We start from the raw sequence: 14,385 nt of genomic DNA on the forward strand, positions 1-14,385 counted from the left end.
TTTTGTGATGCATTTTTTTAAATTAACAAATTTATTTAATTTTTTTATTTTTGACTTGACATTTAATAGTTAGTCTTTATTTTTGAAAAATAGACGGTATTACCCGTCTATTCCAAAGTTTTTATAAAAAGCATATGTTCTAACCCTTTGTATTCTTCTAAAGAATCAAAGACAAATCCCACTTTTTTAAACGCTTTTATCGAAGCTATATTTTCTTCTAAGATATAAGCAAATATCACTGATATTTCTGATTTATCAAAAATAAATTCCTCTATGCTAAGTCTTATTATATCTGAGCTTATTTTTTTACCTCTCATTTTTTCAGCTAAAAAAATATTTATCACAGCAAACTCTTCATCTAATTCAAACTTAACATAACCTAAAAATTCATTTTCATCATCAGTAACTGTATATAGAGCATAGGCAGGGGATTTTATAAGAAATTTATACCATCTCTTATGATTTTCCCATTGCTCCTTCTCTTGTCCGGGATAATATTTTTCTATATAATGAGCATGTATATTTTTATATATACTCTCTATATCCTCTTCCACAGTTCCTCTCAAAAATATCAAATCATCACCAACCAATTATTTTAAAACTATTTTTAAAAATCTTTTTTTACCCATTTTTACCATTATGTAGTCTTTTTCTCCAAAAACTTCCTCAGTAATAGCATATTTTACATCAGATATTTTTTCATCATTTACAGACATACCATTTTGTTCTATAAGTCTTCTTCCTTCACTTTTATTTTTTAGAACTTTATTAACTGATAAAAATTCTGTTAATTCTACACCTAAATTTTCTCTTGAAATCTCCTTTGTTGGTACATTATCCATGTTATTTCCTGCACCGAATAGAGCTTCAGCTGCTGCTTTAGCTTTTGTAGCTTCCTCTTCACCATGAATCATCTTAGTTATTTCATAAGCTAATACAACTTTAGCTTTATTTATTTCAGCATCTTTTAATGAAGCTAATCTTCTTACTTCGTCCATTGGAATAAATGTTAAAAGTGATAGGCATTTTTCAACATCAGCGTCATCTATATTTCTCCAATATTGATAGAATTCATATGGAGTTGTTTTAGCTGGATCTAACCATAATGCTCCTTTAGCTGTTTTTCCCATTTTCTTTCCTTCACTGTTTGTAAGTAAAGTACAAGTCATTCCATATGTTTCTTGTTGTTTTTTCTTTCTAACTATATTTATACCAGCTATTATATTAGACCATTGGTCATCTCCACCAAGTTCCATTTTACAATTATATTTTTCATTTAATACATAGAAGTCATACCCTTGCATAAGCATATAGTTAAATTCTAAGAAAGAAAGTCCTCCATTTTCCATTCTTGATTTAAAACATTCTGCTGCAAGCATTCTATTAACAGAGAATAAAGAACCAATATCTCTTATAAAATCTATATAATTAAGTCCTAAAAGCCAGTCAGCGTTATTTGCTAGGATTGCTTTTCCTTCTGAGAAGTCAATAAATTTTTCCATTTGTTTTTTGATACAAGCAACATTGTGAGCTATTGTTTCTTTAGTCATCATTTTTCTCATATCAGTTCTACCACTTGGGTCACCGATCATTGCAGTTCCACCACCAACTAAAGCGATTGGTCTGTGTCCAAATTTTTGCATATGAGCCATAAACATCATTGCAATAAAGTGTCCTACATGTAAACTATCTGCTGTTGGGTCAAATCCTATATAGAAAGTTACTTTTTCTTCTCCTAATATTTTTTTTATAGCCTCTTCATCTGTAAATTGTTTTAAATATCCACGTTCTTTTAGCACGTCATAAACGTTATTCATTTTTTCTTCCTCCTAAATTCAAATGTTTTTAATCTATATATAAAAAATAGGAGTACAATATCTATAATCTGTAAATTGTTTTAACTGTCCTCTTTCTCTTAGGACATCGCTGATTCTTTCCAACTTAACTCCCCCTCTTTTAATTTACTATTTATTCTAACATAATTTTTGCTTTTTTACTAGTAAAAAAAAAGAGATGCAAAGCATCTCATATCTTCTAAAAATGGCGGGAGTGACGAGACTCGAACTCGCGACCCCTAACGTGACAGGCTAGTGCTCTAACCAACTGAGCTACACCCCCATTTTGATGGTGGTCACAACAGGACTTGAACCTGTGACCCCCTGCTTGTAAGGCAGGTGCTCTCCCAACTGAGCTATGCGACCAAGTGGTGGTGAGAGATGGATTCGAACCATCGAAAGCGTAGCTGGCAGATTTACAGTCTGCTCCCTTTGGCCACTCGGGAACCTCACCATTACTTATTATTAAATTGGTACCCCGTAGGGGAATCGAACCCCTGTTTCCAGAGTGAAAATCTGATGTCCTAACCGTTGAACGAACGGGGCATATAGATGGTGCCGCTTACCGGAATCGAACCAGTCACCTACTGATTACAAGTCAGTTGCTCTACCAGATGAGCTAAAGCGGCATCCACTGACAGATGTTATGATACCATATCCATCAGTTTTTGTCAATATTTTTTTTATTAACTACAAAGTTTTTTTAATTTTTTCTTTATTTTCAAGAGTTTTTTTATCCAAAAATTCTTTTAAAAAATCCTTTTTTTACATCAAGTTTTAAGAACGGAACTTCTTTTCCTAAAATTCTTTGAATCATATTTCTATAAGCTTTACTTGCCAAAGAGTTTCCTTTAAATATTAGAGGCTCTCCTTTGTTAGTTGATATTACTATGCTTTCATCATCTGGCACAACACCTAAGACATCTTTAGCCAAAATATCAACTATATCTTGAACACTCATCATATTTCCTTCTTTTACCATTTCCATTCTCATTCTATTTACAACTAATTTTATTTCATTTATTTCATTCGCTTCTAATAGTCCTATTATTCTATCAGCATCTCTTACTGCTGATACTTCCGGAGTAACTACCACTAAAGCTTCGTCAGCAGCTACTATGGCATTTCTAAATCCTTGTTCTATTCCAGCTGGACAATCAATTATAATATAATCAAAATCCCCTCTTATTGCATCTATAAGCTCTTTCATTTGCTCTGGTGTAACATCATTTTTATCTCTAGTTTGAGCAGCTGGTATTAAAGATAAATTTTTATTTCTTTTATCTCTTATAAGAGCTTGTTTTATTTTACAACGTCCCTCTATTAAATCAACTAAATCATAAACTATTCTATTCTCTAATCCCATTACTACATCAAGGTTTCTAAGTCCTATATCTGTATCTATAAGAAGCACACTTTTTCCTTCTAATGCTAATCCTGTCCCAATATTCGCTGTTGTTGTTGTTTTCCCTACTCCTCCTTTACCAGAAGTAATTACTAGAACTTTCCCCATTGCCGAGCCTCCTCAAGTTTTATGTGCTTTCTATCTATTATTTCAATACAATAATCTAAACTAATCTATATTAAGTATATCACACTAATTTTTACCAATCAATAGCTTTTTTCTTTTATTTCCCATTTATTTCATATTTTTCTCTCTTTTTTTAACATTTTTTCAATATTTTATTACCATAACTCCTATATACAAAAACATAAATATAAGATATAATTATATTATCTTATATCAAGAAAGGAGAAATGATATGTCAATTTTATTTTTAAATTATCCTAAATGTACTACTTGTATAAAAGCAAGAAAATGGTTAGAAGAAAATAATATAGAATTTACAAGCAGACATATAGTTGAAGAAAATCCAACTGCTGAAGAATTAAAAACTTTTATAAAATTAAGTGGTCTTCCTACAAAAAAATTCTTCAATACAAGTGGTATGCTTTATAGAGAGATGAATCTAAAAGATAAACTTGCCACTATGAGTGATGATGAAATGGTAAATCTACTTGCTACTAATGGAATGCTTGTTAAAAGACCTTTAGTTGTAGGAGAAAATGGAGTTTTAGTTGGTTTTAAAGCTAAAACTTGGTCTGAATTTTTTGGTAAATAAACCCATGAAATAAAAATATAATAAATAAAAAAATCCCCTGAGAAATCTCAGGGGAAAATTTTTATTAACTATTTGCAGATATTGTAGAATACATCTAATCCGTTGTATTGAGCCATATCTCCTAATTCTTCTTCAATTCTTAATAATTGGTTATATTTAGCCATTCTATCAGTTCTTGAAGTTGATCCAGTTTTGATTTGTCCTGCGTTAGTTGCAACAGCTATGTCAGCTATTGTAGCATCTTCAGTTTCTCCAGATCTGTGAGATACTACTGCAGTCATTCCAGCTCTTTTTGCCATTTCGATAGCATCTAAAGTTTCAGTTAAAGTTCCGATTTGGTTAAGTTTTATTAAGATAGAGTTTCCAGCTTTAACTTCGATTCCTTTTTTAAGTCTTTCAGTGTTAGTTACGAATAAGTCGTCTCCAACAAGTTGAACTTTATCTCCTAATTTAGCAGTTAATAATTGCCAACCTGCCCAGTCGTCTTCTCCTAAACCATCTTCGATTGATTTGATTGGATATTTTTCTACTAAAGAAGCATACCATTCAACCATTTCTTCAGAAGTTCTTACAACTCCTCCTTCTCTTACGAAGTGGTATTCGAATTTTCCGTCAACTTCTTTACAGAATTCACTTGAAGCAGCGTCCATTGCGAAAGTAATATCTTTTCCTGGCTCATATCCAGCAGCTTTTATAGCTTCCATTATTAAGTCAAGAGCTCCTTCAGTTCCGTTTATTTTAGCTGGAGCATATCCTCCTTCGTTTCCAACGTTAGTAGAATCTCCGTTTGCTTTTAATAATTTTCCTAAGTGGTGGAATACTTCACAACCCATTCTCATAGCTTCTTGGAAAGATTTAGCTCCAACTGGTTGGATCATAAATTCTTGAACGTCTACTGCAGAGTCAGCGTGAGATCCTCCGTTTAATATGTTCATCATTGGTAAAGGTAATTCTTTAGCGTTTACCCCACCTAAGTATTTGTATAGAGGCATTCCTAATGCTTCTGCTGCTGCTTTAGCAACTGCTAGAGATACACCTAATATAGCGTTAGCTCCTAATCTTCCTTTGTTTGGTGTTCCGTCTAAAGCGATCATAGCTTTATCAATTCTTACTTGGTCTAAAGCATCCATTCCAAGTATTAATCCTTTAATTTCTGTATTAACGTTTTTAACAGCTGTTAAAACACCTTTTCCTAAATATCTTGATTTATCTCCGTCTCTTAATTCTACTGCTTCGTAAGCTCCTGTTGATGCTCCAGATGGAACTGCAGCTCTTCCTTTAGCTCCACACTCTAATACTACATCTACTTCAACAGTAGGATTTCCTCTTGAGTCAAGTATTTCTCTTGCTACTACATCAGCTATTCTTGTCATTTTTTCCTCCTATATGATTCTATTGATTTTATATTAAATTTCACTATAATATTTTACTACTTTTCTATCTTTTTATCCACTAAAAATTATTATTTAACTTATCCACTAAAAATTATTATTTAACTTGCATAATTTTTACAGTATTAGTTGTTCCTGGCATAAATACTTCTTCTCCACAAGTTGCAGCGATGATATCTCCAGATTTTACTAATCCTAATCCAATTGCTACTTTTTCAGCTTCGTCCATAAATTCGTTTAAGTTTTTGAAATCTCCACTTAGGTAAGGGATTACACCTTTACTTAATAACATTTGATTAAATGCTTTTTGGTCGTTAGTTATTGCAAGAATCATAGCACTTGGGAAGTATTTTCTGATACTTCTAGCAGCTCTTCCTGAACCTGTTCCTACAACGATTAATTTTGCTCCTAAAACTTCAGCAGCGTCAACACAACCTTTTGCAACAGCTTCTGTTATTCCTTTATCTTTATTGTCATAATCTACGTTAGTATATAATAATGGGTCTGTTTTTTCAGCTATTCTTGTCATAACTTTAACAGCTTCTACTGGATATTTTCCCTTAGCACTTTCTCCAGATAACATTACAGCGTCAGTTCCATCTAAGATTGCGTTAGCAACGTCGTTTGCTTCTGCTCTTGTTGGTCTTGGGTTGTTGATCATTGAGTCTAACATTTGTGTAGCTGTAATAACTGGTTTTCCAGCTTCATTACATTTTTCTATCATCATTTTTTGAGCAAATGGAACTTCTTCAACTGGGATTTCTACTCCTAAGTCTCCTCTTGCTACCATTATTCCGTCAGATAACTCTAATATTTCATCAAAGTTGTCTAATCCTTCTTTATTTTCTATTTTAGAAATTATTTTTATGTTTGATCCACCATTTTCAGTTAAAACTCTTCTTACTTCTCTTACGTCATCACCTTTTCTTATGAATGATGCTGCTACGAAGTCAATTCCTTGCTCACAACCGAATTTTAAGTCAGCTATATCTTTTTTAGCTAAAGCTGGTAAGTTAACTTTTACGTTTGGTAAGTTAACTCCTTTGTTTTCTCCTAACATTCCGTTGTTTTCTACAACGCATCTTACTTCATTTCCTTCTATTTCTTTTACTGTTAATTCGATTAATCCATCGTCGATTAATACAGTATTTCCAACTGATAAATCTTTAGCAAAATCATCATAAGTAACTGCTACTATTGTATTGTTTCCTACAACTGTTTTATCAGTAGTTATTGTAAAGTTTTGTCCAGCTACTAATTTTACATCTTCACCATTTTCTAATTTTATAGTTCTAATTTCTGGTCCTTTAGTATCTAATAATATTGCAGCTTTTAAACCAGTTTCTTCTTTTACTTCTCTTAAAGCAGCTATTCTAGCAGCATGTTCTTCGTGGCTTCCATGAGAGAAATTTAATCTCATTACGTTCATTCCAGCTTTTAATAACTTTGTTAACATCTCTTTTGATTCACTTTTTGGTCCAATAGTACAAACTATTTTTGTTTTTTTCACAAAATCACCTCTATAATCTATTTTAAATTTTTTTGTTACACATTTTTTATTCTATTTCCATTGTCTTAATTTTAAACAAATTTTTGAACTTTGTCAATTTTCTTCGCGGTTATTTTTTCATCTATTTTGGTAATATACTTACTCATAATATCGTTTTTTGTTATCTATACCAATTCTTTTCTTACTCAATTTTATTTTTCTTTTTTTACTCATTTTTTAACCCTTTCGGCAAAAACACTTCCATATATTTTTTTAATGATAATCTTTTATAATATTTATATATTTTTTAAACTTTAGTCCTAATTTTTATTTAATTTTATAATGAAACATATGTTTTATATCAATTTTTATATAGAATTAGAGTGAATTTAGTATTTTTTTGAGTCATTTTAGATCAAACTATGAACATTTTTAGATTTAATATAACGTCTTTTTAAATTACATATATTCTATATATTTGCACTATATATTAAATATGTGTTATATTTGATATTGGACTTTTTTATATAAAAATATTACATTTAGGGAGGTAAAACTTGTATGATATTAGAACTTACTAATATTCAGACTATGGCATTGGCGGTGTTAGTTCTATATTTAGGTAAATACATCAATAACACATTTAATTTTTTAAAAGAAAACTGTATTCCAGACGCTGTTACTGGTGGAACTGTTTTTTCTATTTTCACTCTTATCGGACATGAGGCTAATCTTTTTTCTTTTGTTTTTGAAGATACTTTAAGAGAGGTCTTTATGATAGCATTTTTTACAACTGTTGGTTTTTCAGCAAGTATAAAACTTTTAAAAAAGGCTGGGATTCCTGTACTTATGTTTTTAATAGCTGCTGTGGGGTTAACTTTCTTCCAAAATATAGCTGGAATTGCAATGGCTAAAGTTCTACATGTAAGCCTGCTTATTGGTTTGGCTACTGGGTCTTTAGCTACAACTGGAGGACCTGGAACAGCCGGAGCATTTGGACCTATTATGGAGAGTTTCGGGGCTCCAGGAGCAACTATGGTGGCTATGGCAACTGCAACTTATGCTCTTATTGCTGGTAGTATTATTGCTGGACCACTTTGCAAACGTCTTATCGAAAAACATTCATTATTAGAAAAACATAAAAACTCAAATAGTTTTGAAACTTCCGGAGAAAAATCAGAAACTCTTATAACCAAAAAAGTTATACCTACTGGTTTTTTAATTATTGTAGCTATGGGAGTAGGAAGTTTAATTTCTAGTTTTTTAAACAGTTTAGGACTTGTTCTACCATCATATATCGGAGCTATGTTTGCTGCTACTATTATTAGAAATATATCTGATTATACTGGTAAATTTGAAATTGATTTGGATATAATCTCTACCATCGGTAGTTTTACCTTAGCTATGTTCCTTTCTATGACTCTTATGGCATTTAAACTTTGGGAGCTTAAAGAACTAGCTCTTCCTCTTGTAATAATGCTTATAGGACAAACTATTCTTATGGGAGCTTTTGCATATTTTGTTACTTTTAACATCACTGGAAGAGATTATGACGCTGCTATTATGACTGGAGGACATTGTGGTTGTGGATTTGGTACTACTCCAAAAGCTTTGGCTAATATGGAGGCTTTAACAGAAAGATACTTACCATCTCCAAAAGCTTTCTTTGTAATACCAATAGTAGGAAGTTTATTTATAGATTTCTTTAATGCTGCTATAATAACTTTCTTTATTAATCTAGTAAAATAAAAAATAAAGGTTGTACAAAAAGCATGATTTGTACAACCTTTATTTTTTTATTATTTATTTTCTATAGAATTCTACAAAGATTCTTATTTCTACAATATCTGATGGAACATTTTTATTTACCACTTATCTAAACATTATTTTTATCTTCTCAACTTTTTCATACTATCATTTTAAAATAAGTAGTTGTAAATATTAAATAATTGGGTGTAATAAATATCTCTACTACTCATCTAAAATAACTAAATTATTATTTGTCTTATTTTCATTTCTTTTCCATAGTCGCCCTAAAAAGTGATATATAAAAATATTTTTTACAAAAAATAAAAAAAGAGATATTTCTATCTCTTGATTTCATAAATGGCGGGAGTGACGAGACTCGAACTCGCGACCCCTAACGTGACAGGCTAGTGCTCTAACCAACTGAGCTACACCCCCATTTAATGGTGGTCACAACAGGACTTGAACCTGTGACCCCCTGCTTGTAAGGCAGGTGCTCTCCCAACTGAGCTATGCGACCATTAGTGGTGGCCAGAGGCGGAATCGAACCACCGACACGGGGATTTTCAGTCCCCTGCTCTACCGACTGAGCTATCTGGCCAACTAATAAATATTTAATTTTTCTTCTTAAAAAAAAATGGCGGAGAACCAGAGACTCGAACTCTGAAGCCTTACGGCGTCGGTTTTCAAGACCGATTCCTTACCAATTAGGATAGCTCTCCAGCACATATGGTACCCCGTAGGGGAATCGAACCCCTGTTTCCAGAGTGAAAATCTGATGTCCTAACCGTTGAACGAACGGGGCAAAAATGGTGGATCTAATTGGAATCGAACCAATGACCACTCGGTTATGAGCCGAGTGCTCTAACCAGCTGAGCTATAGATCCATACGTACTCATTTGTGTTAATATTGTTTTTTAATGGCGTGTCTGAAGGGATTCGAACCCCTGACCCACGCCTTAGAAGGGCGTTGCTCTATCCAGCTGAGCTACAGACACATCTTCTTAAATAGATGGTGCGTCATACTGGATTTGAACCAGTGACAACACGATTAAAAGTCGTGTGCTCTACCTACTGAGCTAATGACGCATATTTTGGAGCGGGAAACGAGGTTCGAACTCGCGACATTCAGCTTGGAAGGCTGACGCTCTACCAACTGAGCTATTCCCGCATATCTTACTGTAACACTGAATATTTAATTTTTGGTGGCGGGGATAGGATTTGAACCTATGACCTTCGGGTTATGAGCCCGACGAGCTGCCAACTGCTCTACCCCGCGATGTGGTGCCTAGAGCCGGAATCGAACCGGCACGGTATCAAGATACCACAGGATTTTAAGTCCTGTGCGTCTACCTGTTCCGCCATCCAGGCATTCTCAAGTTAGTGGATTTTGTTTTCCGTTCCCTTAAGACAAGAATAATAATACCATATTTTCTAGAAAGTGTCAACAGTTTTTTTTAAAGAAAAAGAGTTTTTTAATTTTTTCTTTTATTTCCAATAGTTTTATTTTTTATATTTTTTTCATTTTTTTATTTTTCATCTAAAAATTTTTTAAATTTTATTAAATTTTCTTTAGATTTTTTATCCATTTTTTTTATTTTATATTCTAATTTACTAGCTTCACTTCTATTATTTACTTGAAAAAAAATCTCTATTTTTTTTACTAAATGACTTTTTGTATATTTTGCACCTTTTTTCTCACAATGATCTTGATATCTTTTTTCTAAATTATTAGTAATTCCAGTATATAAAGAATTGTCTTTACATCTCAATATATATACATACCAACTCATTTTCCCTCCAAATTTAATTTCTCAAAAATATTTTACCATAAATTTCATTTTTTTGAAAAAAATACTATATTTTATAAAGAAAATACTGTATAATTATTAATAGTATGTATACAAATAAGTTTTTTATTCATTTTTTATATAATCTCAATAATAATTAAGGAGGATTTTTTGGATAACTTAAAAGAAAATCGTAAATTATATGCCTTTGAATTAGGTTTTTTACTTGTTTCTCTTTTTATAATTATACTTTTAGTTTATGGAAACTTCCAACTAAAAGAAAATTTCTTTCAAGGATTTAGTAATATAATAACTTCACAAGCTGGATTGATAACAGACTTTTTAATGGTGGGTGGTTTAAGTGCTGGATTTTCAAATTCCTTACTTATCTTAGCCTTTAACTATTTTATAGTTAGATTTTTAAAAATAGAGATAAAAGGAATGGTTCTTGCTTCTCTTTTTACTGTTTTTGGATTTTCTTTTTTTGGAAAAAACATATTAAATATTTTACCAATATATATAGGTGGAATTTTATTCAGTAAATATGAGCACATTCCATTTAAAGATATTTATCTTCCTGTATCCTTTGCCACTGCCCTTGCTCCTTTTATCAGTGAGGTAGCTTTTAGAACTAATACTTTTGAGTTCTCTTATGTAAATGGAATTATTTTAGGAGTAGGAATTGGATTCATTATCTCGCCTCTTGCAAAAAAAATGAAAAGTTTTCATGAAGGATATAATCTTTATAACTTAGGATTTACTGCTGGAATTTTAGGTCTCGTTCTTAACTGTATTTTAAAAGCCTATGACTTTAATGTAGCTTCAAGAAAAATTTTATCAACTCAATATAATGATATTTTACAAATCTGTTGTAGTGTAATATTTTTAATTTTTATTATAATTGGATTCTACATTAATGATAACTCTTTCTCTGGTTATAAAGAGCTTTTAAAATCTGGTGGTTTAGAAGTTGATTTTGTTGCTACTTATGGGTATGGAGTTACTTTTGTTAATATGGGACTTATGGGATTTTTAGCTATGCTATTTTCACTTTCTCTAGGTCAAACATTAAATGGTCCAATTCTTGCAGGTATATTTACTGTGGTTGGTTTCTCAGCACATGGAAAAACTCCATTTAATACTGCTCCTATTCTTACTGGAGTTATTTTATCAGGAGTTACTACTATTCATAATGATATGTTTACAATAGTTCTTTCTGGATTATTTGGAACTTCTCTAGCCCCTATAGCAGGGATTTTCGGTCCTTTCTGGGGTATCGTAGCTGGTTGGTTACATCTTACTGTTGTTACAAATATAGGAGGGCTTCACGGAGGTCTTAATCTATATAATAACGGATTCTCTGCTGGAATTGTAGCTGGTTTCCTACTTCCTATAATGAGAATTTTTAATGAAAGAGGTATGAAAAGAGAGTTACAATTTATTAAAAATAGAAAAGAATTTATGGGTATGATTAAAAAATCTGATTTTGAGTAACTTAAAAAATGCTGACTGAAAATTTTAATTTCAATCAGCATTTATTTTACAATTGAGTTTCTATTTCTTTATCTATTGAAAGAGTGGCTATTCCATTTAAATTAAGATTTTTTTCAGGTACATAACCTTTCTTTAATTTATAATAAGCTGCTGCTGCTATCATAGCACCATTATCTGTACAAAGTTTCATACTTGGATAAGAAACCTCTACTCCTTGCTCTGCCCCTCTTCTTTTTAGTTCACTTCTAAGTAGAGAATTAGCTGCAACTCCACCAGCTATTATCACTTGTTTAACATTTTTTTCAGCACAAGCCTTCAATACTTTTTTACATAAAATATCTACAACTGTTCCTTGGAAAGAAGCTGCTAAATCCACTGGAGCAAACTCCTCACCTTTCATTTTCATTTTATTAACATAATTGATTACTGCTGTTTTTATTCCAGAAAAACTAAAATTATATCCATCTACTTTAGGTTCTGTTATCTTTAAGAAATCTGGATTTCCTTCATAATACATTTTATCTATAACAGGTCCACCTGGATATCCAATTCCTAAAACTCTAGCTACTTTATCATAACTTTCTCCGACAGCATCATCTAAAGTTCCGCCTAGATTTGTAAAATTATGATTTTCATCTATATAAATAATATTTGTATGTCCCCCTGATACAACCAAAGCTATACAAGGAAACTCAACATCATTTTCAACTAGATTTGCATAGATATGCCCTTTTATATGGTGTACAGGAACTAAAGGAATATTTTTTCCATAAGAAAGCCCTTTAGCAAAAGAAACTCCCACAAGTAATGCTCCTATAAGTCCTGGTGCATAAGTCACACCTATATAATCAATATCATCTAATGTAACTTTAGCTTGTTCTAAACTTTCTTCTAAAATTGTAGCTATATTTTTTATATGGTGTCTTGAAGCTATCTCTGGCACAACTCCACCATATTCTTTATGAATAGCTATTTGAGAAGATATATAATTGGATAAAACCTCTTTTCCATCTTTAACTATCGCTATGGAAGTTTCGTCACAAGATGTTTCTATCCCTAATATTAACATTTTTTCCTCCTTAATTAGTTTTTAAAACTATGGATAGGAGCAGGTATTCTTCCACCTCTTTTTATGAAATCTTCACATTTAAAACCGTTTACTGCCATTATAGGAGCATGTCCTAAAAGTCCTCCGAATTCAACTGTTTCTCCTATTTTTTTACCTATAACTGGAATAAGTCTTGCTGCTGTCGTTTTATTATTTACCATTCCTATAGCTGCTTCATCTGCTATTATTCCTGAAATAGTAGCTGCTGAAACATCTCCTGGAATAGCTATCATATCAAGCCCAACAGAACATACACAAGTCATTGCTTCTAATTTTTCTAAAGTTAAAGCTCCTATTTCTGCTGCTGTTATCATAGCATGATCTTCACTTACTGGTATAAACGCTCCACTAAGTCCTCCAACATAAGAAGAAGCCATTACTCCACCTTTTTTTACATTATCATTAAGCATTGCAAGAGCCGCTGTTGTACCAGGTGCTCCAGGTTGTTCAAGTCCCATTTCTTGGAAAATTTCTCCAATACTATCCCCTACTGCTGGAGTAGGTGCTAATGATAAATCTATTATACCAAAAGGTACTCCTAATCTTTTTGAAGCTTCTTGAGCTACTAATTGTCCAACTCTTGTAATTTTAAAAGCTGTTTTCTTAACAACTTCACATAAAGTCTCAAAATCTGCTCCTCTTGCTGATTCTAATGCTTTTTTTACAACTCCTGGTCCACTTACACCAACATTTATTACACAATCAGCTTCTCCAACTCCATGGAAAGCTCCTGCCATAAATGGATTATCTTCTACAGCATTACAGAACACAACAAACTTAGCACAACCAATACATTCTCTATCTTTTGTTAATTCAGCTGTTTCTTTTATTATTTCTCCCATTTTTTTAACAGCGTCCATATTGATACCATTTCTTGAAGTTCCAACATTTACAGAAGAACAAACTCTTTCAGTTACATTTAAAGCTTCAGGAATAGATTTTAAAAGTATCTCATCAGCTTTTGTATATCCTTTATGAACTAAAGCAGAAAATCCACCTATAAAGTTTACTCCACAATCTTTTGCTGCTCTATCAAGAGTTTTAGCAACACTTACATAAGAATCTGTTTCACAACCAGCAGCTGCAATAGCTATTGGTGTTACTGATATTCTTTTGTTTACAACTGGCACTCCAAATTGTCTTGCTATTTCATCTCCAACTTTTACTAAATCTTTAGCATAAGTTGTTATTTTTTTATATATTTTTTCATTGAATCTATCAATATCAGAATCAGCACAATCCATCAAGCTTATCCCCATTGTTATTGTACGAACATCAAGGTTTTCTTGAGCTATCATAGCATTTGTTTCTTGAATCTCTACTTTAGAAATCATATTTTTCTCCTCGTATAATATTTATATAATAATTTTTTAATTATTAAGCTATTTTAATTTTTATGTAATATACTG

The 14,385-nt window shown here is 31.8% G+C and carries 11 protein-coding genes and 16 tRNA genes; 3 read left to right on the forward strand and 24 right to left on the reverse strand.

The window, feature by feature from the left end:
• Positions 1-107 precede the first annotated feature (107 nt).
• The 8 genes from I6E15_RS09045 to minD all read right to left on the reverse strand — a co-directional run bounded on the left by I6E15_RS09045 (position 108) and on the right by minD (position 3,348).
• On the reverse strand, positions 108-575 hold the full coding sequence (locus I6E15_RS09045) for a GNAT family N-acetyltransferase (RefSeq protein ID WP_235247479.1): 468 nt from the start codon (positions 573-575) through the stop codon (positions 108-110).
• A gap of 15 nt (positions 576-590) precedes the next feature.
• On the reverse strand, positions 591-1,817 hold the full coding sequence (gene tyrS, locus I6E15_RS09050; protein WP_235247480.1) for a tyrosine--tRNA ligase: 1,227 nt from the start codon (positions 1,815-1,817) through the stop codon (positions 591-593).
• 224 nt (positions 1,818-2,041) lie between these two features.
• A tRNA-Asp gene (locus I6E15_RS09055) sits at positions 2,042-2,118 on the reverse strand.
• A 7-nt stretch (positions 2,119-2,125) separates the two neighbouring features.
• Positions 2,126-2,201: transfer RNA gene (locus I6E15_RS09060), tRNA-Val, on the reverse strand.
• A 3-nt stretch (positions 2,202-2,204) separates the two neighbouring features.
• Positions 2,205-2,289 (reverse strand) — tRNA-Tyr (locus tag I6E15_RS09065).
• A gap of 17 nt (positions 2,290-2,306) precedes the next feature.
• Positions 2,307-2,381, reverse strand: a tRNA-Glu gene (locus I6E15_RS09070).
• Positions 2,382-2,388: 7 nt separating this feature from the next.
• Positions 2,389-2,464, reverse strand: a tRNA-Thr gene (locus I6E15_RS09075).
• Between the two features lie 104 nt (positions 2,465-2,568).
• Positions 2,569-3,348, reverse strand: coding sequence for a septum site-determining protein MinD (gene minD / locus I6E15_RS09080; RefSeq protein WP_177161419.1), 780 nt, complete (start codon positions 3,346-3,348; stop codon positions 2,569-2,571).
• Positions 3,349-3,598: 250 nt separating this feature from the next.
• Between minD and I6E15_RS09085 the strand changes: the two genes are divergently transcribed.
• Positions 3,599-3,958: an arsenate reductase family protein gene (locus I6E15_RS09085; RefSeq protein WP_235247481.1), complete on the forward strand. Its 360-nt coding sequence runs from the start codon at positions 3,599-3,601 to the stop codon at positions 3,956-3,958.
• A 68-nt stretch (positions 3,959-4,026) separates the two neighbouring features.
• Here the strand turns inward: I6E15_RS09085 and eno are convergent, their stop codons facing one another.
• The gene (gene eno, locus I6E15_RS09090) at positions 4,027-5,331 is read right to left on the reverse strand and encodes a phosphopyruvate hydratase (RefSeq protein ID WP_235247482.1); all 1,305 of its coding nucleotides are present in this window, start codon (positions 5,329-5,331) and stop codon (positions 4,027-4,029) included.
• Positions 5,332-5,446: 115 nt separating this feature from the next.
• Positions 5,447-6,859 (reverse strand): pyruvate kinase PykF, encoded by a 1,413-nt coding sequence (gene pykF, locus I6E15_RS09095; RefSeq protein WP_235247483.1) that lies wholly within the window; start codon positions 6,857-6,859, stop codon positions 5,447-5,449.
• 540 nt (positions 6,860-7,399) lie between these two features.
• Here pykF and gltS point away from each other — a divergent pair.
• Positions 7,400-8,587: a sodium/glutamate symporter gene (gene gltS, locus I6E15_RS09100; protein WP_235247484.1), complete on the forward strand. Its 1,188-nt coding sequence runs from the start codon at positions 7,400-7,402 to the stop codon at positions 8,585-8,587.
• Positions 8,588-8,945: 358 nt separating this feature from the next.
• On the opposite strand, the gene I6E15_RS09105 is transcribed toward gltS, so the two are convergent.
• From I6E15_RS09105 to I6E15_RS09160, 12 genes are all read right to left on the reverse strand, one after another.
• Positions 8,946-9,022, reverse strand: a tRNA-Asp gene (locus I6E15_RS09105).
• Positions 9,023-9,028: 6 nt separating this feature from the next.
• Positions 9,029-9,104, reverse strand: a tRNA-Val gene (locus tag I6E15_RS09110).
• A 5-nt stretch (positions 9,105-9,109) separates the two neighbouring features.
• A tRNA-Phe gene (locus I6E15_RS09115) sits at positions 9,110-9,185 on the reverse strand.
• 37 nt (positions 9,186-9,222) lie between these two features.
• A tRNA-Ser gene (locus I6E15_RS09120) sits at positions 9,223-9,306 on the reverse strand.
• A gap of 8 nt (positions 9,307-9,314) precedes the next feature.
• Positions 9,315-9,389: transfer RNA gene (locus I6E15_RS09125), tRNA-Glu, on the reverse strand.
• A gap of 5 nt (positions 9,390-9,394) precedes the next feature.
• Positions 9,395-9,471, reverse strand: a tRNA-Ile gene (locus tag I6E15_RS09130).
• A 34-nt stretch (positions 9,472-9,505) separates the two neighbouring features.
• A tRNA-Arg gene (locus I6E15_RS09135) sits at positions 9,506-9,582 on the reverse strand.
• Positions 9,583-9,597: 15 nt separating this feature from the next.
• Positions 9,598-9,673: transfer RNA gene (locus tag I6E15_RS09140), tRNA-Lys, on the reverse strand.
• Between the two features lie 6 nt (positions 9,674-9,679).
• Positions 9,680-9,755 (reverse strand) — tRNA-Gly (locus I6E15_RS09145).
• Between the two features lie 32 nt (positions 9,756-9,787).
• Positions 9,788-9,863 (reverse strand) — tRNA-Met (locus I6E15_RS09150).
• 3 nt (positions 9,864-9,866) lie between these two features.
• Positions 9,867-9,955 (reverse strand) — tRNA-Leu (locus I6E15_RS09155).
• A gap of 158 nt (positions 9,956-10,113) precedes the next feature.
• A complete protein-coding gene (locus tag I6E15_RS09160) occupies positions 10,114-10,377 on the reverse strand; it encodes a GIY-YIG nuclease family protein (RefSeq protein WP_235247485.1) in 264 nt (87 codons plus the stop codon).
• A 168-nt stretch (positions 10,378-10,545) separates the two neighbouring features.
• Between I6E15_RS09160 and I6E15_RS09165 the strand changes: the two genes are divergently transcribed.
• A complete protein-coding gene (locus tag I6E15_RS09165) occupies positions 10,546-11,868 on the forward strand; it encodes a DUF1576 domain-containing protein (RefSeq protein ID WP_177161412.1) in 1,323 nt (440 codons plus the stop codon).
• Positions 11,869-11,914: 46 nt separating this feature from the next.
• Here the strand turns inward: I6E15_RS09165 and tsaD are convergent, their stop codons facing one another.
• Both tsaD and I6E15_RS09175 read right to left on the reverse strand, forming a co-directional pair.
• On the reverse strand, positions 11,915-12,937 hold the full coding sequence (gene tsaD / locus I6E15_RS09170) for a tRNA (adenosine(37)-N6)-threonylcarbamoyltransferase complex transferase subunit TsaD (protein ID WP_235247486.1): 1,023 nt from the start codon (positions 12,935-12,937) through the stop codon (positions 11,915-11,917).
• A 14-nt stretch (positions 12,938-12,951) separates the two neighbouring features.
• Entirely contained in the window at positions 12,952-14,310 is a 1,359-nt protein-coding gene (locus tag I6E15_RS09175) for a PFL family protein (RefSeq protein ID WP_177161410.1), read from the reverse strand.
• Positions 14,311-14,385: the final 75 nt, after the last annotated feature.

Origin of the sequence: Fusobacterium perfoetens, assembly GCF_021531475.1 — a bacterium.
In the GTDB taxonomy this organism is placed as follows: Bacteria; Fusobacteriota; Fusobacteriia; order Fusobacteriales; family Fusobacteriaceae; genus Fusobacterium_B.